25 protein-coding genes are annotated in these 21055 nt (G+C 69.7%); 13 read left to right on the top strand and 12 right to left on the bottom strand.

Annotated elements, in window-relative coordinates; all coding sequences use genetic code 11:
• Positions 1 to 152: 152 nt before the first annotated feature.
• The 9 genes from pyk (at position 153) to G5B31_RS01545 (ending at position 6738) form a co-directional block, all read left to right on the top strand.
• Complete coding sequence (pyk, locus tag G5B31_RS01585) at positions 153 to 1598, top strand: pyruvate kinase (RefSeq protein WP_165013116.1); 1446 nt, start codon at positions 153 to 155, stop codon at positions 1596 to 1598.
• 110 nt (positions 1599 to 1708) lie between these two features.
• The gene (locus tag G5B31_RS01580) at positions 1709 to 1933 is read left to right on the top strand and encodes a hypothetical protein (protein WP_165013114.1); all 225 of its coding nucleotides are present in this window, start codon (positions 1709 to 1711) and stop codon (positions 1931 to 1933) included.
• Between the two features lie 118 nt (positions 1934 to 2051).
• Positions 2052 to 2252: a 50S ribosomal protein L35 gene (gene rpmI, locus G5B31_RS01575; protein ID WP_165013112.1), complete on the top strand. Its 201-nt coding sequence runs from the start codon at positions 2052 to 2054 to the stop codon at positions 2250 to 2252.
• 12 nt (positions 2253 to 2264) lie between these two features.
• Positions 2265 to 2627, top strand: a complete 363-nt coding sequence (rplT, locus tag G5B31_RS01570; RefSeq protein WP_165013110.1) for a 50S ribosomal protein L20 — start codon at positions 2265 to 2267, stop codon at positions 2625 to 2627.
• A 125-nt stretch (positions 2628 to 2752) separates the two neighbouring features.
• On the top strand, positions 2753 to 3250 hold the full coding sequence (gene dps, locus G5B31_RS01565; protein WP_165013108.1) for a DNA starvation/stationary phase protection protein Dps: 498 nt from the start codon (positions 2753 to 2755) through the stop codon (positions 3248 to 3250).
• Between the two features lie 94 nt (positions 3251 to 3344).
• Positions 3345 to 3806, top strand: coding sequence for a DUF4274 domain-containing protein (locus G5B31_RS01560; RefSeq protein ID WP_165013106.1), 462 nt, complete (start codon positions 3345 to 3347; stop codon positions 3804 to 3806).
• Between the two features lie 66 nt (positions 3807 to 3872).
• A complete protein-coding gene (gene pheS / locus G5B31_RS01555) occupies positions 3873 to 4952 on the top strand; it encodes a phenylalanine--tRNA ligase subunit alpha (protein ID WP_394352105.1) in 1080 nt (359 codons plus the stop codon).
• A gap of 335 nt (positions 4953 to 5287) precedes the next feature.
• Positions 5288 to 6247 carry an acetyl-CoA carboxylase carboxyltransferase subunit alpha gene (locus tag G5B31_RS01550; RefSeq protein WP_165013104.1) on the top strand — a complete coding sequence of 320 codons (960 nt, stop codon included), beginning with the start codon at positions 5288 to 5290 and terminating at the stop codon, positions 6245 to 6247.
• A complete protein-coding gene (locus tag G5B31_RS01545; RefSeq protein ID WP_165013101.1) occupies positions 6244 to 6738 on the top strand; it encodes a hypothetical protein in 495 nt (164 codons plus the stop codon). The genes G5B31_RS01550 and G5B31_RS01545 overlap by 4 nt, the downstream gene beginning before the upstream one ends.
• On the opposite strand, the gene G5B31_RS01540 is transcribed toward G5B31_RS01545, so the two are convergent.
• From G5B31_RS01540 to G5B31_RS01525, 4 genes are read right to left on the bottom strand one after another with little or no spacing between them, the layout of a single operon-like run.
• Positions 6735 to 7070, bottom strand: a complete 336-nt coding sequence (locus tag G5B31_RS01540; protein ID WP_165013099.1) for a TfoX/Sxy family protein — start codon at positions 7068 to 7070, stop codon at positions 6735 to 6737. The genes G5B31_RS01545 and G5B31_RS01540 overlap by 4 nt on opposite strands.
• Positions 7070 to 7798: a 1-acyl-sn-glycerol-3-phosphate acyltransferase gene (locus tag G5B31_RS01535; protein WP_165013097.1), complete on the bottom strand. Its 729-nt coding sequence runs from the start codon at positions 7796 to 7798 to the stop codon at positions 7070 to 7072. The genes G5B31_RS01540 and G5B31_RS01535 overlap by 1 nt, the downstream gene beginning before the upstream one ends.
• Entirely contained in the window at positions 7795 to 8667 is an 873-nt protein-coding gene (locus tag G5B31_RS01530) for an ABC transporter permease (protein WP_165013745.1), read from the bottom strand. The genes G5B31_RS01535 and G5B31_RS01530 overlap by 4 nt, the downstream gene beginning before the upstream one ends.
• Before the next feature lie 26 nt (positions 8668 to 8693).
• Positions 8694 to 9365 carry an ATP-binding cassette domain-containing protein gene (locus G5B31_RS01525; RefSeq protein WP_165013095.1) on the bottom strand — a complete coding sequence of 224 codons (672 nt, stop codon included), beginning with the start codon at positions 9363 to 9365 and terminating at the stop codon, positions 8694 to 8696.
• Positions 9366 to 9536: 171 nt separating this feature from the next.
• Between G5B31_RS01525 and G5B31_RS01520 the strand changes: the two genes are divergently transcribed.
• Entirely contained in the window at positions 9537 to 10418 is an 882-nt protein-coding gene (locus G5B31_RS01520; protein ID WP_165013093.1) for a zinc-ribbon domain-containing protein, read from the top strand.
• An 82-nt stretch (positions 10419 to 10500) separates the two neighbouring features.
• Here G5B31_RS01520 and G5B31_RS01515 read toward each other — a convergent pair whose 3' ends face one another.
• The 5 genes from G5B31_RS01515 to argH form a co-directional block, all read right to left on the bottom strand.
• Positions 10501 to 12966, bottom strand: coding sequence for a DUF4175 domain-containing protein (locus tag G5B31_RS01515; RefSeq protein WP_165013091.1), 2466 nt, complete (start codon positions 12964 to 12966; stop codon positions 10501 to 10503).
• 22 nt (positions 12967 to 12988) lie between these two features.
• Positions 12989 to 14254, bottom strand: coding sequence for a diaminopimelate decarboxylase (gene lysA / locus G5B31_RS01510; RefSeq protein WP_165013089.1), 1266 nt, complete (start codon positions 14252 to 14254; stop codon positions 12989 to 12991).
• A gap of 114 nt (positions 14255 to 14368) precedes the next feature.
• Positions 14369 to 14509: an argininosuccinate lyase gene (locus tag G5B31_RS01505; protein ID WP_165013087.1), complete on the bottom strand. Its 141-nt coding sequence runs from the start codon at positions 14507 to 14509 to the stop codon at positions 14369 to 14371.
• An 8-nt stretch (positions 14510 to 14517) separates the two neighbouring features.
• Entirely contained in the window at positions 14518 to 14679 is a 162-nt protein-coding gene (locus G5B31_RS01500; RefSeq protein WP_165013085.1) for a hypothetical protein, read from the bottom strand.
• 64 nt (positions 14680 to 14743) lie between these two features.
• The gene (gene argH / locus G5B31_RS01495; protein WP_165013083.1) at positions 14744 to 16147 is read right to left on the bottom strand and encodes an argininosuccinate lyase; all 1404 of its coding nucleotides are present in this window, start codon (positions 16145 to 16147) and stop codon (positions 14744 to 14746) included.
• A 25-nt stretch (positions 16148 to 16172) separates the two neighbouring features.
• Between argH and G5B31_RS01490 the strand changes: the two genes are divergently transcribed.
• Entirely contained in the window at positions 16173 to 16727 is a 555-nt protein-coding gene (locus G5B31_RS01490; RefSeq protein ID WP_165013743.1) for a TlpA disulfide reductase family protein, read from the top strand.
• Between the two features lie 44 nt (positions 16728 to 16771).
• Here G5B31_RS01490 and G5B31_RS01485 read toward each other — a convergent pair whose 3' ends face one another.
• Both G5B31_RS01485 and G5B31_RS01480 read right to left on the bottom strand, forming a co-directional pair.
• Positions 16772 to 17560: an exodeoxyribonuclease III gene (locus G5B31_RS01485; RefSeq protein ID WP_165013081.1), complete on the bottom strand. Its 789-nt coding sequence runs from the start codon at positions 17558 to 17560 to the stop codon at positions 16772 to 16774.
• Between the two features lie 367 nt (positions 17561 to 17927).
• Entirely contained in the window at positions 17928 to 18614 is a 687-nt protein-coding gene (locus tag G5B31_RS01480) for a response regulator transcription factor (RefSeq protein WP_165013079.1), read from the bottom strand.
• Between the two features lie 180 nt (positions 18615 to 18794).
• Here G5B31_RS01480 and ribA point away from each other — a divergent pair, with 180 nt between their 5' ends.
• Together ribA and G5B31_RS01470 are read left to right on the top strand one after the other, a co-directional pair.
• Positions 18795 to 19883 (top strand): GTP cyclohydrolase II, encoded by a 1089-nt coding sequence (gene ribA / locus G5B31_RS01475; RefSeq protein WP_165013077.1) that lies wholly within the window; start codon positions 18795 to 18797, stop codon positions 19881 to 19883.
• A 23-nt stretch (positions 19884 to 19906) separates the two neighbouring features.
• Positions 19907 to 20380 (top strand): L,D-transpeptidase, encoded by a 474-nt coding sequence (locus tag G5B31_RS01470; RefSeq protein WP_165013741.1) that lies wholly within the window; start codon positions 19907 to 19909, stop codon positions 20378 to 20380.
• Between the two features lie 17 nt (positions 20381 to 20397).
• Here the strand turns inward: G5B31_RS01470 and G5B31_RS01465 are convergent, their stop codons facing one another.
• Positions 20398 to 21054, bottom strand: coding sequence for a YggS family pyridoxal phosphate-dependent enzyme (locus G5B31_RS01465; RefSeq protein WP_165013075.1), 657 nt, complete (start codon positions 21052 to 21054; stop codon positions 20398 to 20400).
• Between the last annotated feature and the right edge of the window lies 1 nt (position 21055).

The following is a 21055-nucleotide window of genomic DNA, read 5'->3' as shown; positions in this document are numbered from 1 at the left end:
CCCTTTGTGCATTGGGGTAATCCATCGGATTCGCGGCGTCCAGCCCATGGCGGCGGCGAAGGAACGCAACCCGGGCGTTGCGGGAGGCAAAGGATTGCGCCATAACGCACGCGGCCCACGTTGAACCGAAGCAGAACAAGGAGGGATGGCTGATGCGCCGTCACCGCAACGTGAAGATCGTGGCCACGCTCGGGCCGGCTTCCAGCGACTACCAGATGATCCGTGCGCTGTTCGAGGCGGGGGCCGACGTGTTCCGCCTGAACATGAGCCACGGCACCCATGACGACATCCGCGCCCGGCATGTGCATATCCGGCAGGTGGAGCAGGACCTCGGCCGCCCGATCGGCATCCTGGCCGACCTGCAGGGGCCGAAGCTGCGGGTGGGCACCTTCGCCGCCGGCGCGCACGACCTGGAGGACGGCGACGGCTTCCGGCTGGACCTGGACCCGACGCCGGGCGATTCGCGGCGGGTGCAGCTGCCGCATCCCGAGATCTTCGCGGCGCTGGAGCCGGGCGCCACGCTGCTGGTCAACGACGGCAAGATCCGGCTGAAGGTGGTGTCCTGCGGCGCCGACTTCGCCGATTGCACGGTGACGGTGGGCGGCACCATCTCGAACCGCAAGGGCGTGAACGTGCCGGACGTGGTGCTGCCGCTGGCGGCGCTGTCGGACAAGGACCGGGCCGACCTGGAATTCGTCTGCGAGCTGGGGGTGGACTGGCTGGCGCTGTCCTTCGTGCAGCGGGCCGAGGACGTGCTGGAGGCGCGCAAGCTGGCCCGGGGCCGTGCGGCGATCCTGTCCAAGATCGAGAAGCCCGCCGCGGTGAAGGCCTATGACGAGATCCTCAAGGTCTCGGACGGGATCATGGTGGCGCGGGGCGACCTGGGGGTGGAGCTGCCGGTGCATTCGGTGCCGCCGATCCAGAAGCGGCTGGTGCGCGGGGCGCGGGCGGCGGCCAAGCCGGTGATCGTTGCGACGCAGATGCTGGAGAGCATGATCGAGAACCCGATGCCGACCCGGGCCGAGGTCTCGGACGTGGCGACGGCGATCTACGAGGGCGCCGATGCGGTGATGCTGTCGGCGGAATCGGCGGCCGGCAAGTTCCCGATCGAGGCGGTGACCACGATGGACAACGTCGCCAAGTCGGTCGAGAAGGACGGCACCTACCGCAGCATCATCGAGTCCAGCCGCCGGGTGAAGCGCGAGACCGTGGCCGACGGCATCGTGGCGGCGGCGCGCGAGATCGCCGAGGCGACCAACATCAAGGCCATCGCCTGCTTCAGCCAGTCGGGCAGCACCGTCAGCCTGGTGGCGCGGGAGCGGCCCTCGGTCCCGATCATCGCCCTGACTCCGCTGGTCGAAACCGCCCGCCGGGTGGCGCTGACCTGGGGCGCGCATTGCGTGATCGTGCCCGAGCAGGAGCGGTTCAAGGGCGCGGTGATCTCGGCCGTGCGGGCGGCGCGGGCCGACGGCTTCGCGCGCGAGGACGACCATATCGTCGTCACCGCCGGGGTGCCGTTCAACGTGGTCGGCACCACCAACATCCTGCGGGTGGCGCCCTGCGACGAGCGGCTGATCTCCAAGGTCGATCCGGGCTGAGGCCGGGCGGGGAGGGGTCTTGGTCCTCCTTCCCCGCGCGCCCACGCATCGGTTGCGGGAAAACCCGATCCGCTCTAGCATTTCGCAGCGTCATCGGTTGCGAGGGGTCCATGGACACCGATCTTTTCCTGACGGTCGGCATCGTTCTGGCCGTGCTGACGATCCCCTCGCTGATGTCGGCCTGGACCGAAAGCCGCGCCCCCCGCTTCGCCGCCATCATCCTGATCGCGGCGGCGGGGCTGATCGTGATGGCGCTGACGCAGAAGCCGGGCGGCTATGCCTTCAAGGACATCCCGCAGGTGATGCTGGGCGTGGTCGGCCGCTACACCAACTGACGCCCCTACGAATCCCCTTGCGCCCCTGCCGCCCCGCCCCTATAGGGACGGCTTCGGAAAGACCCGCGCGGCCGGCGAATGTGGCATGCCGTGCCGCGCGCGAACACTGGAGAGTGAAATGCCCAAGATGAAGACCAAATCCGCTGCGAAGAAGCGGTTCTCCTTCACGGCCAACGGCCATGTGAAGGCAGGCGTGGCCGGCAAGCGCCACGGCATGATCAAGCGCACGACGAAATTCATCCGCGACGCCTCGGGGACCATGGTCCTGTGCGACGCGGACGAGAAGATCGTCAAGAAATACATGCCGTATAACCGCTAAGGAGGCCAGAAGATGTCCCGCGTCAAATCCGGCGTCGTCACCCACGCCCGCCACCGCAAGGTGATCAAGAAGGCGAAAGGCTATTACGCCGCCCGCTCGACCAACTTCCGCACCGCCACCCAGGCGGTCGACAAGGCGCAGCAATACGCCACCCGCGACCGCAAGGCGAAGAAGGGCCAGTTCCGCGCCCTGTGGATCCAGCGCATCAACGCCGCTGCCCGCATCTTCGACCCGGCGCTGACCTATTCGCGGCTGATCAACGGCCTGGCGAAAGCCGGGATCGAGGTCGACCGCAAGGTGCTGGCCGATCTCGCCGTGCACGAGCCGGAGGCGTTCAACGCCATCGCCGACAAGGCCCGCGCCGCGTTGGCCTGAGGCCTGCCGCTCCGACGGAATTTCGAGACCCCGCCCCCGATCCGGGCGGGGTCTTGGCTTTTCGGGGAACCATCTGGCCCTCCCGGGCGTTGTCCGGCAAAACGTCCCAGCCGCCGGAGGACCAGATGGCCGCGAATGCCCCCACCCGCAACGCCCCCACCCGCATCGACATCGCCCGCGCCAACCGCAAGAAGGTGGAAGCCTTCCTGAACCAGATGCTCGCCGACCTGACCGACATGGCGGCGCGGACCAAACATGCGCATTGGAACGTGACGGGGCCGCATTTCATGGGGCTGCACCTGCATTTCGACAAGCTGCACGAGGCGCTGGAGGGCCATATCGACGCCGTGGCCGAGCGGACCGCGGCGCTTGGCGGTTTCGTCACCGGACGGCTGTCGGATGCGGCCAAGGCCACCCGTCTGCCGGAATTCCCCGAGGATACCCGCGACGGCATGGCGGTGGTCAAGGTGCTGGCGGAATCGCTGGCGATGGTCTCCAATGCCGCCCGCGAGGGGATCGAGACCGCCGAGGAAGAGAAGGACATGGTGACCTCCGACCTGCTGACCGGCCTGTCGGGCGACCTGGACAAGCAGCTTTATTTCCTGGAGTCGCACCTGCGCTGACCGGGCTGTCAGCCAGAACAGTCGCCATCCTGCCGCAATTGTGCCCGATTCATTGGTAAAACCGGGGCCAGCGTAATTTTTGATGGTGCCTGCGATGTATGAAACGCTCCCCTTGCCCCAGGGCCTGACTGCCTTCCTGCTGCCGGAAGGCCCGGACATGTGGCACGAATTCGCCCTCGGCCTGGATTTTACCGATCCCCGCGCCAGCATCGACCTGCTGCTGGCGGCCGATGCGATCACCTCGCGCGAGGATTGCGACCGCGCGACGGCGCTGCTGATCCTGGCCAAGGCCCGGGCGGCGGGCTTCCACTGCGGGGAATGCCCGCCCGGCTTCGACGAGGACGCGGCGCGGGCCTTCGCCGACCGCCTGTCCGCCGCGCTGGCCGCGGGCGCCTTCCCCACCGCCCGCTTCGCCCTGCCGCCGCAGGCGCAGCGGCTGGTGGCCGGGATGGCCGGACTTCCGCGCCTCCGGCTGGGCTGGGTGGCGCATCGCCCCCACCACGGCTTCGCCGGCTGGCGGCCGGTGACCCACGCCCCGCTGGCGCGGCTGGCCTGACGCCCGCCCCTTGCAATCGCGCCCCCGCCCCGCTAACCCCGGGGCCGCATCAGACTGGGGGCCGAGATGGACCTGAGCGAAATCCGTGGAAAATACATCGCAGCCGTGGCCGGTGCCGCGGGCGAGGCCGCGCTGGAAGAGGTCCGCGTCGCGGCGCTCGGCAAGAAGGGCGAGATTTCCGCGCTGATGGCGACGCTGGGCAAGATGGACCCCGAGGAGCGCAAGGCCGCCGGCGCCCATCTGAATGCGCTGAAGGACGAGATCGACGCCGCGCTCCGCGCCCGCAAGGCGGCGCTGGCCGATGCCGCGCTGGACGAGCGGCTGAAGTCGGAATGGCTGGACGTCACCCTGCCGGGCCGCCCGCGGCGGCAGGGCACCATCCACCCGGTCAGTCAGGTGATGGACGAGCTGACGGCGATCTTCGCCGACATGGGCTTCTCGGTGGCCGAGGGGCCGCAGGTGGAATCCGACTGGTATAACTTCGACGCGCTGAACATCCCGCCGGAACATCCCGCCCGGCAGGAGCACGACACCTTCTTCATGGCCCGCGCGGAAGGCGACAACCGCCCGCCGCATGTCCTGCGGACGCACACCAGCCCGGTGCAGGTGCGCGCCATGCTGGAGCAGGGCGCCCCGGTCCGCGTCATCGCGCCGGGCCGGGTCTACCGGATGGACATGGACCAGACCCACACCCCGATGTTCCACCAGGTCGAGGGCATGGCCATCGACCGCGACATCTCGATGGCGAACCTGAAATGGACGCTGGAGGAATTCTGCCGCGCCTTCTTCGAGGTCGACAAGGTGGAGCTGCGCTTCCGCGCCTCGCACTTCCCCTTCACGGAACCCTCGGCCGAGGTCGACATCCGCTATTCCAACGTCGGCGGCCAGCTGCGGATCGGCGAGGGCGACAAGTGGATGGAGATCCTGGGCTCCGGCATGATGCACCCCAAGGTGCTGGCGGCGGGCGGGATCGACCCCGATCAATGGCAGGGCTTCGCCTTCGGCATGGGCATCGACCGCATCGCCATGCTGAAATACGGCATCCCCGACCTGCGCGCCTTCTTCGAATCCGACCTGCGCTGGCTGCGCCACTACGGCTTCTCGGCGCTGGACATGCCCGACCTGCCGGGCGGGCTGAGCCGCTAGGAACGCTTCCCTGGCGAAGGCCATCGCCTTCGCCACGGCGCTACGTTTCCCCTTGTCCGGCCGGGCCCCCAAGGCCCGGCCAGCGCCCGCCCCGCCCTCGGCGGGCGCTTCTCGCCCGCCGGGTCGGGCGCTGGCCTCTCGGGGTTTAGCCTGACCAATGTTTCCGGGTGCCGCTGCTGCGCACGGGCGGGGGCGAGGCAGTGCCTCGCCTGATCCCGCCCGACCAGGCGGGCTCTTCTCCGGGAACGTCCCTCAGCCGCTGACGGTCCGGTTGCCCGGTTGCGCTCCGGCCCCTCTCCGGCCATATAGGAAACCTGCAAAAGAGGGTCCTCCGCATGATCTACCTTGAGTTCGAGAAGCCCCTGGCCGAGATCGAGGGCAAGGCCGAGGAACTGCGGGCGATGGCGCGGCAGGGCGAGGGGATGGACGTCTCGAAAGAGGCCGAGGCGCTGGACCGCAAGGCCGAGACCGCGCTGCGCGATCTCTACAACAACCTCAGCGCCTGGCAGAAATGCCAGGTGGCGCGGCACCCGGACCGGCCGCATTGCAAGGACTACATCGAGGGGCTGTTCAGCGAATACACGCCCTTGGCCGGCGACCGCGCCTTTGCCGACGACCATGCGGTGATGGGCGGGCTGGCGCGGTTCAACGACCGCCCCGTCGTGGTGATCGGCCACGAGAAGGGCCACGACACCAAGACCCGGATCGAGCGCAACTTCGGCATGGCCCGGCCCGAGGGCTATCGCAAGGCGATCCGGCTGATGGACCTGGCCGACCGTTTCAACCTGCCGGTGATCACCCTGGTTGACACCCCCGGCGCCTATCCCGGCAAGGGCGCCGAGGAACGCGGACAGGCCGAGGCCATCGCCCGGTCGACCGAGAAATGCCTGTCGCTCGGCGTGCCGCTGATCTCGGTGGTGATCGGTGAGGGCGGCTCGGGCGGGGCGGTGGCCTTCGCCACCGCGAACCGCATCGCCATGCTGGAACACTCGGTCTACTCGGTGATCAGCCCCGAGGGCTGCGCCTCGATCCTGTGGAAGGACGCCGAGAAGATGCGCGAGGCAGCCGAGGCTTTGCGGCTGACGGCGCAGGACCTGCAGAAGCTGGGCCTGATCGACCGGGTGGTGAAAGAACCCGTGGGCGGGGCGCAGCGGGCGCCGAAAGAGGCGGTGGATGCCGTCGGCAAGGCCATCGAGGCGATGCTGAAGGAGCTGTCGGGCAAGAAGCGCGAAGCCATCCTCAAGGACCGGCGCGAGAAATTCCTGGCGATGGGGTCCAAGGGCCTGGCGGCGTGATCCGCGCCTGCCTTCTGGCGGCGGCTCTGGCCACTCCGGCCGGGGCGGGCACGCTGGAGGGGCGGCCGGTGACCTTTCTGGTGATGGCCTGGGACGACCCGGCGCTGCCCTTCCTGGAAGCCCCCGGCCATACCGTGGTGGTGGGCGACGGCGTGGAGTTCGACTTCGCCCCCGAGGGCATCTACAGCGGGTTGCAGGTGGTGCCGATGCAGGTCGAGATCGGCCCGCAAAGGGTGGAGATCACCTATCCCGACAGCGGCGGCGGCTGGTTCTACGATTCCGCCTTCAACGGCTATGTCCTGCGGTTCGAGACCGATTGCGCGCTGTTCTCGGGCTGGAAACTGGACCGGGACTTCACCACCCTTCCGATCAAGGACAGCGACATCTTCACCGACAGGGGTGCGCTTTACATCAACGTCTCCGGCATGACCTACGGGCCCGAGGCGCGGGTGGCCGTCGACCTGGACGTGATGGACTGCCCGCTGAGCTAGGGCCCCTTGCGCCGGCGCGGGGCCTTGGGCTTCGGGGCCGGGCTGTCCTCCCACACCACGCGCAGCGCCTGGCAGCACAGGTCCGGCTCATCCAGCAGGTCGGAGCCGATGATGTAGTCCTTGCTGCCCGGATAGGCCGGCCCGCGTTCGGCCCCGGGCAGCATGGCCAGCGCGCCGGGGGTGGGCTTGATGAAGAGCGTGTCGTCGCAGACAAAGGCCACCGTCTTGCCGTCCAGATACAGCGCATATTCGCCGAACATCCTGCGGCTGGTCAGCGGCAGGGCCGACAGCGTGTCCAGCATATGCGCGATGGTGGCGGCCTGCGTTGCCATCAGCCGCCCCGGAAGCCGGCCTCGGCCAGCAGCATGTCGGAATGGGTCTCGATCTCGCGCTCCAGTCTTTGCATGAACTCGGGGACCGGCAGGCCGGGGGCGATCTCCGGCAGGAACTGCACCACGGCGAGGCCCGGCTTGCGCAGGATGCCGCGCTTGGGCCAGAACACCCCCACGTTGGTGGCGACCGGCACGCAGGGCTGGCCGAGCTGTTCGTAGAGCAGCCCGGTCCCCACCTTGTAGGGCTTCGCCACGCCGGGGGCGACGCGGGTGCCCTGGGGGTAGATGATCAGCTGGCCCGGCTCCGCCGCGCCCTTGGCGACATCGGCCTTCATCCTGGCGATGGCCGCGCCGCGCTTGCCGCGGTCCACCGGCACGCAGCCGAGACGCAGGGCGTATTGCCCCAGGAAGGGGGCATACATCAGTTCGCGCTTCATGATGAACTTGCCGCGGGGCAGGGACGAGAAGATCAGGATGATGTCGAAGAAGCTCTGGTGCTTGGCGGCCACCACCACCTCGCCGGTGGGCGGCGTGCCGCGGATCTCCGACCGCAGCCCACACAGCACCCGCGCGGTGAAGCGCACCCAGCGGCAGAAGGTATGGGCGGCGGCGAAGGCGCCGTTGCGCGAGAACAGCGCCCAGGGGGCGAAGACCACGGCCAGCACGGCCATCGCCAGATACATCTGCACGATGAAGATCAGGGACAGCACCCAGCGGATCGCGGTCATGGCAGCTCTCGCAGTTTCTGGAAGGCGGCGCGGCGGGTGGCGGCGAAGGCCACCACCGCGGCCAGGGGCGGCAGCAGGAAGGGCAGGAGCCAGCCCGCGCCGGTGAAGCCGAGCCCGGTGAGGAAGCCGCCGGCGGCATCGGCATCCGGCAGCAGCGCGACGCCGATCAGCCCGGCCAGCGCGCCGATGGCGGCGCCGGTCAGCGCGCGCAGGGTGAAGCGGCGGACGAAGGCGCGGGCGATGTAGCTGTCCCTGGCGCCGACCAGCCGCAAGACCCGGATCACCTGCGCGTTCGCGGCCAGCGAGGCATTGGCGGCCAGCGTGATCATCGCCGCCATGGTCGCGCCGATCAGCAGGATCGACAGCCCGCCCAGAAGCCGCAGCCGCCCCGCCGCCTCGGCCAAAGGCCGGCGCCAGCGGGTGTGGTCGTCCAGCACCGCGCCGGGGGCCTCGGCCGCCAGCCGCTGGCGCAGCCCCTCGCCGTCGTAACCGGGGTCGGCCTCCACCACCTCGATCAGCCGGGGGATCGGCAGCGCCTCGACCGGCAGGTCGGGGCCGAACCACGGCTCCAGCAGGTGGCGCGCCTCTTCATCGGTGAGCGCCCGGGCGCTTTCCACCCCCGGGGTGGTGGACAGCAGCGACAGGATGGCGTCGGTCTGCACCTGCATCTGGTCCGGCGGCGCGGCCAGCCGGATGGTGGCGGTGCGGGCCAGCGCGTCCGACCAGCGGCTGGCCAGCCGGCCCGAGGCCAGCGACAGCGCCAGCGCGAAGATGCAGAGGAAGGTCATTGCGCCGGCGGTGAAGGTGGTCAGCCAGGCGGTGTGGCCGGACGGCGGCACCACCCGGTCGGCCTGCTTGCCCAGGTCCATCAGGCGGCGGAGGGCGGGCGGCAGGGTCACAGGTCCGCCCCCGCCAGCTGGATCCGCCGCCGCGAGATCCGCAGCACCCGCGCCGGCACCTGCGCCTTGGCCTGGCGGATCAGGTTCAGGTCATGGGTGGCGACGACAATGGTCTTGCCCATCCGGTTCAGCTCCACCAGCAGGGTCAGCAGGCGCAGCGACATCTCCCAGTCGACGTTGCCGGTGGGCTCGTCGGCCAAAATGACATCGGGGTCCATGATCACCGCCCGCGCCAGCGCCGCCCGCTGCCGCTCGCCGCCCGACAGGGTGGGGGGCAGCGCATCGGCCAGGTGGCCGAGGCCGACCCAGGACAGCAGGTCCTTCAGGTCGCGCAGGTCGCCGCCTTTTCCGGCCACCGTGAGCGGCAGCTGCACATTGGCGGCCAGCGGCAGGTGGTCGAGGAACTGCACGTCCTGATGCACCACGCCGATCCGCCGCCGCGTATGGGCGATGTCGTCGCGGGACAGGCCCCGCACCTCGCGGTCGAACAGGGTGACATGGCCGGCGGTAGGCAGCAGCTCGGCATAGGCCAGTTTCAGCAGGGTGGTCTTGCCGGCGCCGGAAGGCCCGGTCAGGAAGTGGAACGACCCGGGCGCCAGCCGCAGGCTGACCTCGGACAGCAGCTCTCCGCCGCCGTAGTTGTAGGCCGCATTCTCGAAGGCGATCACTGTGCCCGCACCCGTTCCGAACCGTCCGGGGGCCAGGATGGACCGCGGCGATTGTGCTTTCAATCGCACGAGGGTTTACCATTAGACAAGACCGGGACACAAAGTCTTGGAGTGCCGCCATATCGTTGCTACAACGGCGATGGAACGGCACGGAGCGGCCGGGGGGTTTTGATGCGGCTGGTTTGCCCGAACTGTGATGCGAAGTATGAGGTGCCGGACGACGCGATCCCCGAAGGCGGACGCGATGTCCAGTGCTCGGCCTGCGGCCATGCCTGGTTCCAGCTGCCCCCCGACATCGAAGCCGCCGCCGAGGAAGAGGCGGCGCTGTTCGGCGACGACCTGCCCACCGAGGACGTGGCGCCTGCGGACCCCGTTGCGGAAGATACCGACGAGGCGCTGGCCGCGGCCATAGGCGCGGCGGTGGCGGGAGAGCCCGCGCCGGCCGTCGCGGCCGGGGTGCAGGCGTCGGTCGAGCCGGCCGCGCCGCGGCGCGAGCTGGACGAGGATGTGCTGGCCGTCCTGCGCGAGGAGGCCGAGCGCGAGGCCGAGGCCCGCCGCACCGAGGCGCAGCGCGCCGGCGCCCGCAAGGCCGAGGCCGAGGGCCAGATGCAGGTGCAGCCCGAGCTTGGGGTGGACCCGCCGCCCGCCGCGCTGTCGCCGACGCAGCGCCGGCTGGCGATGCTGAAGGGCGAGGATCCCGATGCCCCGCCGCCGCAGCCCGCCCGGCCCGCCGCGCGGCGCGACCTCTTGCCGGATGTCGAGGAGATCAACTCCACCCTCCAGCCCGGCGACGCCGCCGCGCTGGATGCCGAGGTGGATGCGCTGCCGGACCTGACGCGCGGGCGCAGCAGCTTTCGCACCGGCTTTTCGCTGGTGATCCTGCTGCTGGTCGCCGCCGCCGCCGTTTACGTCATGGCGCCGCAACTGGCCGAGCAGTTCCCGTCGATGAAGGGCACGCTGGACAGCTATGTCGCCTTCGTCGATGGCCTGCGGCTGTGGCTGAACGACAAGATGAACTCCGCCACCGCCATGCTGAAGGGCGAGCCTGCCTGAGGGCGGCGCTCGTCGTTGCATTTCATGCACTCCTCGCTGGCGAGGAGGAACGAAGTTCCCGACGAACGAACCGGCCTGACCCTCAGAACAGGTCCAGCAGCCGCTTGAGGTAATCCAGTTCCTCCGCCGGACGCTCCGCCTCGCCCGAGCGGCGGCGGATTTCGTCCATCAGCTCCTGTGCGCGCTTGTCCGGGTCGTTCTGCACCATGTTGCGGTCGCTGCCGATGCGGGCGGCATCGCCCGGCTCGCGGCCCAGGGGATCGCGGCCTTCGGGATCGGCGCGGTCGGCACGGTCGGTGCCGCCGGGGTCCTCTCCATTTTCGCGGCGTTCCTCGGCCAGCGCCTCGCCGAAGTCCTTCATGCCCTCGCGCATGGCTTCCATCGCGTCGGCCTGATGGTCCAGCGCGCCGTCGAGGTCGCCCTCTTCCAGCGACCGCTCGGCCTGTTTCATCGATTCCTCGGCACGATCCAGCGCATCGCGGCCGGATTCGCCCTTCTCGGTGCCGTCGCCCGGCAGCTTCTGGTCCTGCAACTGGCCCAGCCTGTCGCGCAATTCGCGCTGGCGGTCGGCCAGTTCGCCCGGGTCCTGTCCCGGCTCCTGCCCGTCGCGGCCGCGCTGCATGTCGCGGTAGGCGTCGTCGGAGAGGCCCTGCTGGTCCTTCAGCGTCTCGCCGAGGTCGCGCATCGGGCCGTTGCCCTCGCCCTCGCCGCCCTGGCCCTGCGTCACCTGAAGGTTCTCCATCAGCTGGCGCAGCTGTTCCATCAGCGCCATCGCCTCGGCGGTCTTGCCTTCCTTCATCAGCCGCTCGATCTCGTCCAGCATCTGCTGCAACTGGTCGCCGGTGATCTCGCGCCCCTGGCCGTCCTGCGGCATCCCCTCGGGGTTGCGCTGCGCTTCCTCGCCCAGTTCGCGGGTGTAGTCCTTCATCGCCTGCTGGAGTTCCTTCATCAGCTGGTCGATCTCCTCGGGAGAGGCGCCGTTGCGGATCGCCTCCTCCAGCCGGTCCTGCGCCCGCTGCAGCCGCTCCAGCGCCGAGGAGAGGTCGCCCTCCTCGAACATCAGGGCGATGGTCCACAGCTTTTCGGCCATGGCGTCGCGCTGCTCGACGGTCATGTCACCCTTGATCTTGTCCAGCTCGCGCAGCGCCACCCGCAGGTGCAGCGCGGCGCGTTGCGAGCGCAGGAAATCCTCGGGCCGGTTGGTCACCGCCTTCAGGATCTGCGTGGCGCGCGGGGCGTTGGTGCGGTTCCACAGGATGTCGCGCCGCATCTCGATCACCGCCGCGGCGACGGGATCGAAGAAGCGGCGGCCGTGCAGCACCACCTCATGCGGGGCCGAGGCGCCCTCCTGCCCGGCGGCGTCGGTGACGGTGAAGACCATGCTGACCGGCATGTTGGCCAGCGGGCTTTTCGACAGGTCGTCGACCAGGATCTCGCTGAACTCCTTGCGCCCGCCCTTCATCGGCATCGGCAGGTCCAGCACCACCGGGGCGATGGCTTCCGGCTCAACCGCCAGCCCGTAGCGGCGGTCGACCTTGGCCAGGTCCAGGGTGATCGTCACCTTGCCCGCCACCACGCCGTAATCGTCGCTGGCCTTGTAGCCCTGCTTGAAGGTGCCGTCGGCCTCGCGCTTCATCTCGCCGGCGACTTCCACCGCCGGGGCGCCGTCCGGGGTGGCGGTGATCTGCCATTCCCGCCCGCCGGGGCCTTCGACGGCCAGCCGGCCCGACTGGCTGACCACGAGGCTGGTCAGCCCGGCCATGCCGTCCGGCTTCGGCGCGGCCTCGGCGGCGGCGGGCTCGGGCGAGACCTGGGCGATGGTCTGGTCCACCGACAGCGCGCCCTCGGTGCCGTAGAGGCGGATCTGGATGCGGGTGCCGACGGGCACCTCGAGCGTGGGGGCGGTCACGTCGGCAAGGTAGATCGAGGGCTTGCCGGTATAGCCGGGCGGCTGCGCCCAGCCTTCCCAGGACGGCCCGCCCGCCGCCGCCTCGGCCGGGCCGGGCACCACGCCGGCGACCGAGGACACCTGCCAGAGCGAGCCGAACAGCGCCGCCATCACTGCCGCGGTCAGCGCGACATAGCGCAGCGAATAGGGATCGCGGGAGGACAGCTTCAGGTCCGGCGCCACCGCCTTCGCCCCTGCCGCCCGCTCGGCCATCCGCCGCTGATGTGCCCGCCAGACCGCCAGCGAGGCCGGGTCGTCGGCGCCGATGACCTGGGTGTCCTGCAGGGCGGACAGCGGCCGGCCCGGAAGCGTCGAATCCAGCCGGGCCAGCGCCTCGGCCTCGGTCGGGCGGCGGAAGTGTCGCCAGCCCCAGACCACGGCGACCAGCGCGGCCAGCCCCACGACGGCGGCGGCGATCTGCACCCAGAGCAGCGGCCCGAAGTCCTGCAACCCGAAGGCCAGCGCCGAGAAGGTCAGCAGCACCAGCGTCCACAGCGGCCAGAACGCCCGCACGATCCGCTCCGCCCACAGCCCCAGGCGGGTCAGCCGCAGGGGCCAGACCAGGGCCTTCAGGGCCTCGGGCGGGGTCTTGCCGGTCATTCGGGGCCTCGGGCGAGGGGAGTCACAACCATTCCGGCAGTCTATCCCGCGAAATCATTTCGTCATAGGTCGGCCTTTCCCGAATGACGGCGAATTGATGCCCCTGCACCAGCACCTCGGGGATCAGCGGGCGCGAGTTGTATTCCGACGCCATCACCGCGCCATAGGCCCCGGCGCTGCGGAAGGCGACCAGATCGCCCTCGGCCAGCAGCGGCAGCTCGCGGGCCTTGGCGAAGGTGTCGCCGGTCTCGCAGACCGGGCCCACCACGTCGAAGGGCTGCGTCGGCGCGCCCGGTGCGCCCTCGGCCACCGGCAGGATGTCGTGATGCGCGCCATACATCGAGGGGCGGACGAGGTCGTTCATCGCCGCGTCGAGGATCAGGAAATCCCGCCCCTCGCCGTTCTTCACATAGATGACGCCGGCCACCAGCAGGCCCGAATTGCCCGAGATCAGCCGCCCCGGCTCGATCTCGATCTCGGCGTCCAGGTCGCCGAGCACCCGCTTGATCATCGCGCCGTAGTCGGTGGGCAGCGGCGGCGCGTCGTTCGACCGCGTGTAGGGGATGCCGAGCCCGCCGCCGAGGTCCAGCCGCTCGATCCGGTGGCCGTCGGCGCGCAGGGCAAGGGTCAGCTCGCGCACCTTCCTGAAGGCGGCCTCGAAGGGGGCAAGGTCGGTCAGCTGGCTGCCGATATGGACATCGACGCCGACGATGCGCAGCCCGGGCAGGGCCGCGGCCTCGGCATAGGCGGCGTGGGCCTTGGCGATGGGGATGCCGAACTTGTTCTCGGACTTGCCGGTGGCGATCTTCTCATGGGTCTTGGCGTCCACGTCCGGGTTGACGCGGATGGCGATGGGGGCGACGACGCCCATCGAGGTGGCGATCTCGGAAATCGCCCGCATCTCGGGTTCCGATTCCACGTTGAACTGCCGGATGCCGCCTTCCAGCGCCATGCGGATCTCCGCCCGGGTCTTGCCGATGCCGGAGAACACGATCCGCTCGCCCGGCACCCCGGCCGCCTTGGCCCGCAGGTATTCGCCGATGGAAACCACATCCATGCCGGCGCCGAGGTCGCCCAGGACCTTCAACACCGCCACGTTGGACAGCGACTTGATGGCGAAGCAGACCAGATGCGGCAGCGGCGCCAGCGCCTCGGTGAACAGGCGGAAGTGGCGGGTCAGGGTGGCGGTGGAATAGACGTAGAACGGCGTGCCCACGGCGGCGGCGATGTCGGGGATCGCCACATCCTCGGCATGGAGGATGCCGCCCTGATAGAGAAAATGGTCCATCGCAACGCCTTTCCGCCCTGTCCGCGCCGCCGGTATAGACGGGCGCCCCGATGCTGCAAAGCACCGATTTCTGCGAAGAATCGGGGCGGAGCCTTTGAAGGCTTCGGGGCTTCCTCAGCGGCTGGCGATGCCGACCTGGACCTGGCCGGAGACGGTCAACCCCGGCTGGCTGCCGGATTGCCCGGGGGCGACCGGCGCACCGTCGGCGCCGCAGGCGGCGAGGGCGAGGAGGGAAAGGAGAAGGATCGGGCGCATGGGAAACCTCAGGGCGGGCTGTAGGTGATGACCCCGCCGCCCTCCAGCCCGGCCGAGACCGAAGGGCTGACATAGGTGCCATAAGGGCCGACCGAGATGTCGGCGCCGAGCTGCGGGCCGATGCAGGCCGAAAGCGGCAGGGTAAGGAGCAGGATCAGAAGGCGCGGCATGGGGCCTCTCCGGGCGGGTCGGGGGGCGGGTCGGCCCAAGGTATCGCCCGCCACCGCCCGCTTGTCACTTCAACTGTTCTTTCCAGCGCGCGATCTGCGCCCGCACCTGATCGGGCGCGGTGCCGCCGTAAGACATCCGCGAGCGGACCGAGTTCTCCACCCCCAGCACCGAGAACACCTCGCCGGTGATGCCGGGATGCACCGCCTGCATCGCCTCCAGCGGCAGTTCGGGCAGGTCGCAACCCTTGCTCTCGGCCAGCGCCACCAGCGTGCCGGTGACGTGATGCGCCTCGCGGAACGGCAGGTTCAGGCTGCGGACCAGCCAGTCGGCCAAGTCGGTGGCGGTGGAGAAGCCGCTGGCGGCGGCGGCCTTCAGCGTGTCGCGGTTGGCGGCCATGTCGCCCACCATGCCGGTCATTGCGGCCAGACCCAGCATCAGGTTGTCGGCAGCGTCGAAGACCTGCTCCTTGTCTTCCTGCATGTCCTTGGAATAGGTCAGCGCGAGGCCCTTCATCACCGTGAACAGCGCCACGGTGGCGCCGAGGATGCGGCCCAGCTTGGCCCGCAGAAGCTCCGCCGCGTCGGGGTTCTTCTTCTGCGGCATGATCGAGGACCCGGTGGTCCAGCGGTCCGACAGCCGGACGAAGCGGAACTGCGCCGAGGACCAGATCACCAGCTCCTCGGCGAAGCGCGACAGGTGCATGGCGCAGATCGAGGCCGCCGACAGGAACTCCAGCGCGAAATCGCGGTCGGAGACGGAGTCGAGGCTGTTGGCCGTCGGCCGGTCGAAGCCGAGCGCCTGCGCCGTCATGTGCCGGTCGATGGGGAACCCCGTCCCGGCCAGCGCCGCGGCGCCGAGCGGACATTCGTTCATCCGCTTGCGGGCGTCCTGGAAGCGCGAGCGGTCGCGGGCGAACATCTCGACATAGGCCATCATGTGATGGCCCCAGGTCACCGGCTGCGCGGTCTGCAGATGGGTGAAGCCCGGCATCACCCAGTCCGCCCCCTGGTCCGCCTGCGCCACGAAGGCCCGCATCAGCCCGGCCAGCGCCTCGATCACCGCATCGCACTGGTCGCGGACCCAGAGCCGGAAGTCCACCGCCACCTGGTCGTTCCGCGACCGCGCCGTGTGCAGGCGCTTGCCGGCCTCGCCGACGATCTCGGTCAGCCGCGACTCCACGTTCAGGTGGATGTCCTCCAGCTCCACCTTGAAGGCGAAGGCCCCGGATTCGATCTCTGACAACACCGTGAGCAGCCCTTCCCCGATGGCCTGCGCGTCGCTATCACTCAGGATGCCCGTGGCGGCCAGCATGGCGGCATGGGCGCGCGACCCGGCGATGTCCTGCGCGTAGAGCCGCTTGTCGAACCCGATCGAGGCATTGATCGCCTGCATGATCGCGTCCGGCCCCTCGGCGAAGCGCCCGCCCCACATCTGGTTGGCGGCTTTGGTCTGGTCGGAAGCGGTCATGGTGGGCCTTCGGGGCAAGGGGCGGGTGATGCGGAAACTGCTGGCGGTTCTTTATACGGGCCTCGCGCTTGGTGCAAACCCGGCGGCGGCCGAGGATTTGTCGGCGCTGTTGACCGGCGACATGGCCAAGCTGACGCTGGTGGAATCGGGGGCGGACCCGGTGGCCCTGCCCGAGGCGCCGCTGCTGTCGATGACCGACGAGGAGGCCAGCCTTGCCGCCTACCGCGGCCAATGGGTGGTGCTGAACTTCTGGGCCACCTGGTGCGGCCCCTGCCGGGCCGAGATGCCGGCGCTGGACCGGCTGCAGGCGGCGATGCCGGAAATCGCCGTGGTCCCTGTCGCCACCGGGCGCAACCCGCCCGAGGCGATCGCCCGGTTCTGGGAGGAGGCGGGGATCGTCCATCTCGTCACCCTGCGCGACCCGAAAAGCGGGCTGGCCCGGCAGATCGGGGTGGCGGGCCTGCCGGTGACGCTGATCCTGAACCCCGAGGGGCAGGAAGTCGGCCGGCTGATCGGCGACGCCGCCTGGGATGCGCCCGAGGCGCAGGCGCTGCTGAAGGCGCTGATGGCGGGCGGCTGACCCGAGGGCACGATTTTTCGGCGAAAAATCGTATCCCGCGCCGCTTACAGGTCGAAGGTGGCGAAGACCGGGGCGTGGTCCGAGGGCTGCTCCCACCCGCGCACGCCGCGCAGGATGCGGCTGCCGTGGGCGGCATTGGCGATGTCGGGCGTCGCCCAGATGTGGTCCAGCCGGCGGCCCTTGTCGGCGGCGTTCCAGTCGGGCGCGCGATAGCTCCACCAGCTGTAGAGCCGGCCGTCGGGAATGTCCTTGCGGGTCACGTCGACCCAGTTGCCGGCTTCCTGCGCCTGGCCCAGATGCTCCACCTCCACCGGCGTATGGCTGACGATCTTCAGCAGCGCCTTGTGGTTCCAGACGTCGTCCTCGCGCGGGGCGATGTTCAGGTCGCCGACGAGGATCGACTTCCCGGGCCGGTCGGCGTGGAAGGCGTCGCGCATGTCGGTCAGGAAATCCAGCTTCTGGCCGAACTTCACGTTCTGCGCGCGGTCGGGGATGTCGCCGCCGGCGGGGACATAGCAGTTGTGGATCACCACCCCGTTCTCCAGCCGCGCCGCCACATGCCGGGCATGGCCAAGCCGGGCATAGTCGCGGTCGCCGGCATCGGCGAGCGGCAGCTTCGACAGGATCGCCACGCCGTTGTAGCCCTTCTGACCGCGCGCCACGATCCAGTTGTATCCAAGCGCCCGGAACTGATCCAAGGGGATCTTGTCGACCGGGCTCTTGCATTCCTGCAGGCAGAGGATGTCCGGCGCTTCCTCGGCCATCAGCTTCGCCACCAGCCCCTCGCGCAGGCGAACCGAGTTGATGTTCCAGGTGGCAAGGGTGAAGGGCATCGGCGTCTCCTGTCGTTCGGGGGCGGAGACTAGGCCGCGGGGCCGCGGGCCGCAACCCGGGCAAAAAGAAGCCCGGACTGGGAAGCCGGGCCGAAGTCCAACAGGGAGGTGCCCATCGTATACCACGGAATGCGCAGCTTGCGTATGCAGCCGGGTCAGTTTACCGGCGGCCATGGCTTTTCGGCCACAACCGGGGATTGCGGGCGGGGATTGCGGAGCGCAAAAAAAAGGCCGGGCGCAAAGCCCGGCCAGTCCAACAGGGAGGATGCCGTGTCATGACCCCGGCACGGCAAGGGGAACGATGAAGATCAGGACAATCCTGATGTCCGGATGCTAATAACTAGTGAATTCGGCAACAATACGGCAGTCAGGCGACCAGCCGGTATCCGCCGCTTTCCGTCACCAGCAGCCGTGCGTTGGAAGGATCGGGCTCGATCTTCTGGCGCAGGCGGTAGATGTGGGTCTCCAGCGTATGGGTGGTCACCCCGGCGTTGTAGCCCCAGACCTCGTGCAAGAGCACATCCCGCGCCACCACGCCCGATTGCGCGCGGTAGAGGTATTTCAGGATGTTGGTCTCCTTCTCGGTCAGCCGGATCTTCTTGTCCTTCTCGTCGACCAGCATCTTCTGCGCCGGCTTGAAGGTATAGGGACCCAGCTGGAAGATCGCGTCCTCGGACTGCTCATGCGTGCGCAGCTGCGCCCGGATGCGGGCCAGGAGGACCGGGAACTTGAACGGCTTCGTCACATAGTCGTTCGCCCCGGCGTCGAGGCCGAGGATGGTATCGGCGTCCGAATCATGCCCCGTCAGCATCAGCACCGGGCATTTGACCCCGGCCTTGCGCATCCGCCGGCACAGCTCGCGCCCGTCGGTGTCGGGCAGGCCCACGTCCAGGATCACCAGGTCGTAGATCGCGGCCTTGGCCTTCTCCATGCCCTCGGCGCCGGTGCGGGCCTCGAACACGTCGAAATCCTCGGTCATCACCAGTTGCTCGGACAGCGCCTCGCGCAGGTCGTCGTCGTCGTCCACCAGAAGGATTTTGCGAAGCTGGGCCATTGCGGTCTCCGTTTCCGTGTCTTCGGGGATCAGATGCGCGCCAGTCGCAACTCCGGCAAGAGTCGTGACAATCCGCTCACGCCGTCGTGTCGGTGGGCGCGGGAATGTTTCAGGATTGTCATCTCCGGGTCCTGTCCGGCCGGGCTTCCGGTCCGGCGAAATGCGGCCTACACAGGGGACATGACGCTTGGCCCCTCCATCCTGGAACGGCTGACCCGCGCGCGGGGCGACCTGCGCATGGGCGTGCCGGTGGTGTTGGCCGGCGGCGGCGAGTCCGCGTTGGCGGTGGCGGTGGAGTCCCTGGACCCGGCACGGCTGGATGCGCTGCGCGGCTTCGGCCAGCCCGAGCTGGCGCTGACCGCCCGGAGGGCCGAGACGCTGAAGACCCCGCCCTATGACGGCGACCTGCTGCGCGTCGCCCTGCCCGAGCGCGCGGCGCTGGACTGGCTGTCGGCGCTGGCCGATCCGGCCGACGACCTGCGGGTGCCGATGAAGGGCCCGCTGCGGCCGCTGCGCGATGGCTCACCCGCGCTGCACCGCGCCGCGCTGCTGCTGGCGAAATCGGCCCGGCTCTTGCCCGCCGCCCTGCTGGTGCGGGTGGAGCATCCGCTGGCGCTGGCCGCTGACCACGGCCTCACCTTCCTGCGGCTGGACGAGATCGCGGCCGAACTGGCGCGGCTGTCGCCGCTGGAGGAAGTGGTCGCCGCCCGCCTGCCGATGGCCGCCGCCGGCGCCGGCCGCGTCCACATCTTCCGGCCCGAGGACGGCGGCGACGAGCATTACGCCATCGAGGTCGGCCGGCCCGACCGCGCCGCCCCGGTGCTGGCGCGGCTGCATTCGGCCTGTTTCACCGGCGATGTCCTCGGCAGCCTGAAATGCGACTGCGGCCCGCAGCTGCGCGCGGCGCTGGCGCAGATGGGCGAGGCGGGGGCGGGGGTGCTGCTTTACCTCAACCAAGAGGGCCGCGGCATCGGCCTGGCCAACAAGATGCGCGCCTATTCCCTGCAGGACCAGGGCTTCGACACGGTTGAGGCCAACCACCGCCTGGGGTTCGAGGACGACGAGCGCGACTTCCGCATCGGCGCCGAGATCCTGCGCAAGATGGGCTTCGCACAGGTGCGGCTCTTGACCAACAACCCGCGCAAGGTGGCGATGCTGGAAAGCTGCGGGCTGAAGGTGGTGGAGCGGGTGCCGCTGAAGGTGGGCCTGACGGCCGAGAACGCCGGTTATCTGGCGGTGAAGGCGGCGAAATCCGGGCATCTGCTGTGAGGGGCGACCTGGTGGTCACGCCGATGGGCGCGCTGTTCCTCGGCCGCCGGTTTCCCTGTTCCATCGGCCGCTCCGGCACCACCTGCGACAAGCGCGAGGGCGACGGCGCCACCCCGGCCGGGGTGCACCGCATCCTCGGCGGCTTCTACCGGCCCGACCGGCTGGCGCGGCGGCAGGTGCCGGGCTGGCTGCGGCCCATCGGGCCGCGCGACCTGTGGTCGGACGATCCGGCCGATCCGCGCTACAACCACCCGGTCCGGGCGCCGCACCGCTTCTCGCACGAGGCGCTGCGGCGGGCCGATCCGCAATACGATCTGGTGCTCTACACCGACTGGAACTTCCCCCGGGCGGTTCCCGGCCGCGGCTCGGCGATCTTCGTCCACATCTGGCGCCGCCCGGGAGCGCCCACGGCGGGTTGCGTGGCGTTTGCGCGCGAGGACCTGCTGTGGATCGCCCGGCGGATCGCGCCGGGGTGCCGGCTGGTGGTCCGGGCGTAGGCGGGGTGAACCCCGCCCTACCGGGCGTAATCCCGTTCCCCGAAGATGGCGCTGCCCACCCGGACATGCGTCGCGCCATGGGCGATGGCGCTTTCGAAATCCCCGCTCATCCCCATCGACAGGCCGGTCAACCCGTTCCGCTCGGCCATCGCTTTCAGCAGGGCGAAATGGGGGGCGGAGTCCTCGCCCTCGGGCGGGATGCACATCAGGCCAACCACCGGCAGGCCCATGCCGCGGCAGGCGGCCACGAAGGCATCGGCGTCGGCGGGCAGCACGCCGGCCTTCTGCGGCTCCTCCCCGGTGTTCACCTGCACGAACAACTGCGGCGAGACCCCGCGGGAATCGGCCAGCCGGGCCAGCTTCTCGGCCAGCGAGGGCCGGTCGACGGTATGGAGGACGTCGAACAGTTCCACCGCCACCTTGGCCTTGTTGGTCTGCAAGGGGCCGATCATGTGCAGCTCCACCCCCGGGAACCGCGCCTTCCAGGCCGGCCACTTCCCGGCCGCCTCCTGCACGTAGTTCTCGCCGAACAGGCGATGGCCGGCGTCCAGCACCGCCTCCACCCGCTCCGCCGGCTGCACCTTCGACACCGCGATCAGCCGGACCGAGCCTTCCGCCCGCCCCGCCGCCGCTTCGGCCGCCCGCATCCGGGCCGCGATTTCCGCCAGTCCCATC

Origin of the sequence: Rhodobacter sp. SGA-6-6 (assembly GCF_011043545.1) — a bacterium.
Lineage (GTDB): Bacteria > Pseudomonadota > Alphaproteobacteria > Rhodobacterales > Rhodobacteraceae > Pseudogemmobacter.
The sequence above is the reverse complement of the archived record's forward strand: the minus strand, read 5'-3'. Positions and strand labels throughout refer to the sequence as shown.

Excerpts from the sequence above, each read along its gene's own strand:
- pyk (WP_165013116.1), top strand. The coding sequence starts at position 153 with ATGCGCCGTCACCGCAACGTGAAGATCGTGGCCACGCTCGGGCCGGCT.
- G5B31_RS01580 (WP_165013114.1), top strand. The coding sequence starts at position 1,709 with ATGGACACCGATCTTTTCCTGACGGTCGGCATCGTTCTGGCCGTGCTG.
- rpmI (WP_165013112.1), top strand. The coding sequence starts at position 2,052 with ATGCCCAAGATGAAGACCAAATCCGCTGCGAAGAAGCGGTTCTCCTTC.
- rplT (WP_165013110.1), top strand. The coding sequence starts at position 2,265 with ATGTCCCGCGTCAAATCCGGCGTCGTCACCCACGCCCGCCACCGCAAG.
- dps (WP_165013108.1), top strand. The coding sequence starts at position 2,753 with ATGGCCGCGAATGCCCCCACCCGCAACGCCCCCACCCGCATCGACATC.
- G5B31_RS01560 (WP_165013106.1), top strand. The coding sequence starts at position 3,345 with ATGTATGAAACGCTCCCCTTGCCCCAGGGCCTGACTGCCTTCCTGCTG.
- pheS (WP_394352105.1), top strand. The coding sequence starts at position 3,873 with ATGGACCTGAGCGAAATCCGTGGAAAATACATCGCAGCCGTGGCCGGT.
- G5B31_RS01550 (WP_165013104.1), top strand. The coding sequence starts at position 5,288 with ATGATCTACCTTGAGTTCGAGAAGCCCCTGGCCGAGATCGAGGGCAAG.
- G5B31_RS01540 (WP_165013099.1), bottom strand. The coding sequence starts at position 7,070 with ATGGCAACGCAGGCCGCCACCATCGCGCATATGCTGGACACGCTGTCG.
- G5B31_RS01535 (WP_165013097.1), bottom strand. The coding sequence starts at position 7,798 with ATGACCGCGATCCGCTGGGTGCTGTCCCTGATCTTCATCGTGCAGATG.
- G5B31_RS01530 (WP_165013745.1), bottom strand. The coding sequence starts at position 8,667 with ATGGACCTGGGCAAGCAGGCCGACCGGGTGGTGCCGCCGTCCGGCCAC.
- G5B31_RS01520 (WP_165013093.1), top strand. The coding sequence starts at position 9,537 with ATGCGGCTGGTTTGCCCGAACTGTGATGCGAAGTATGAGGTGCCGGAC.
- G5B31_RS01515 (WP_165013091.1), bottom strand. The coding sequence starts at position 12,966 with ATGACCGGCAAGACCCCGCCCGAGGCCCTGAAGGCCCTGGTCTGGCCC.
- lysA (WP_165013089.1), bottom strand. The coding sequence starts at position 14,254 with ATGGACCATTTTCTCTATCAGGGCGGCATCCTCCATGCCGAGGATGTG.
- G5B31_RS01505 (WP_165013087.1), bottom strand. The coding sequence starts at position 14,509 with ATGCGCCCGATCCTTCTCCTTTCCCTCCTCGCCCTCGCCGCCTGCGGC.
- G5B31_RS01500 (WP_165013085.1), bottom strand. The coding sequence starts at position 14,679 with ATGCCGCGCCTTCTGATCCTGCTCCTTACCCTGCCGCTTTCGGCCTGC.
- argH (WP_165013083.1), bottom strand. The coding sequence starts at position 16,147 with ATGACCGCTTCCGACCAGACCAAAGCCGCCAACCAGATGTGGGGCGGG.
- G5B31_RS01485 (WP_165013081.1), bottom strand. The coding sequence starts at position 17,560 with ATGCCCTTCACCCTTGCCACCTGGAACATCAACTCGGTTCGCCTGCGC.
- G5B31_RS01480 (WP_165013079.1), bottom strand. The coding sequence starts at position 18,614 with ATGGCCCAGCTTCGCAAAATCCTTCTGGTGGACGACGACGACGACCTG.
- ribA (WP_165013077.1), top strand. The coding sequence starts at position 18,795 with ATGACGCTTGGCCCCTCCATCCTGGAACGGCTGACCCGCGCGCGGGGC.
- G5B31_RS01470 (WP_165013741.1), top strand. The coding sequence starts at position 19,907 with ATGGGCGCGCTGTTCCTCGGCCGCCGGTTTCCCTGTTCCATCGGCCGC.
- G5B31_RS01465 (WP_165013075.1), bottom strand. The coding sequence starts at position 21,054 with ATGGGACTGGCGGAAATCGCGGCCCGGATGCGGGCGGCCGAAGCGGCG.